This is a genomic window from Pseudomonas sp. AGC41, assembly GCF_057334555.1.
In genome coordinates this window covers 15,890-16,713 of record NZ_JBHFJB010000151.1, presented here as the reverse complement: position 1 = coordinate 16,713, position 824 = coordinate 15,890, and the positions used below count along the sequence as shown (strand labels likewise).

At 60.0% G+C, this 824-nt stretch carries 1 protein-coding gene; it reads left to right on the top strand.

Annotated elements, in window-relative coordinates; translation table 11 throughout:
• Positions 1–433 precede the first annotated feature (433 nt).
• On the top strand, positions 434–769 hold the full coding sequence (locus ACE04F_RS24680; protein ID WP_486110311.1) for a DUF6124 family protein: 336 nt from the start codon (positions 434–436) through the stop codon (positions 767–769).
• Positions 770–824 lie beyond the last annotated feature (55 nt).

Genomic DNA, 824 nt, shown 5'->3' with positions numbered 1-824 from the left:
CCCCCCCCCCCCCCCCCCCCACGAAAGGCAGGTGATTAGTCAACTGGCGGAGGTAGCAGCGGACACCGGGGATCCTCTCCGTTCGCGCTTTCGAATAGGGCTTGTCGTAGGAATCGACTGAAAGATATTCCCCATTGACTTGCAGGACATTTCCTAGAAAATTCCAGCCTCTTGCGCCTGCCGGTTTCGGTGCCTAGTCTGTGCTCACCGCTGCCAATCAGCGGTCGGGTTTAGCAGCTCGGAGTCACGTTAGGCGCATGGCAACTGCCATTCAGTGCGGGCATTTTTATGCTCGAATTCTTATGGCGGCTGTGCGCAGGGCATCCTCGGGTGCGCCGGTTTCCTAACGTACCGGTCTGCTAACCTGCGCGCGGCTGCCACCTATTCGTTTAGCAGCGAACGTGGCGGCTCTCACTTACGTTAGGAGCATTCCATGGACAAACTCATCCCAGACCCACCAATCCCGCCTCTAGACCATGCTGCCGACGCCCACGCCGAGCGTCTCATCGATTCCCTTCTGAATCCCAAATCCGCCCAGCCTGAGGAGAAACCCTCCTCGGACCCGCTATTCACCGTCGTGGAGGGCGTCGATGCCGAAAGCCTGTTGGCCAACCTCAGCGAAACCCTGGCCTCGGCCAGCGTGATGGCGGGCGATCTGGCGTTCGACCTGGACGGCTCGCGACGACACGTTGCGTTGGGGCTGCAACAGTTGATCGAACTAGGGGAGCTGTTGGCGAACCGGGCGTTGGATGTCGTCGATCCCAGGTAAGCCGGAAGTTTGAGAAAAGGCCGGATCCCAGAGCGAAAACATTGTGGCGGGGGGG

Coding starts and splice junctions, on each gene's coding strand:
- ACE04F_RS24680 (WP_486110311.1), top strand. CDS start 434: ATGGACAAACTCATCCCAGACCCACCAATCCCGCCTCTAGACCATGCT.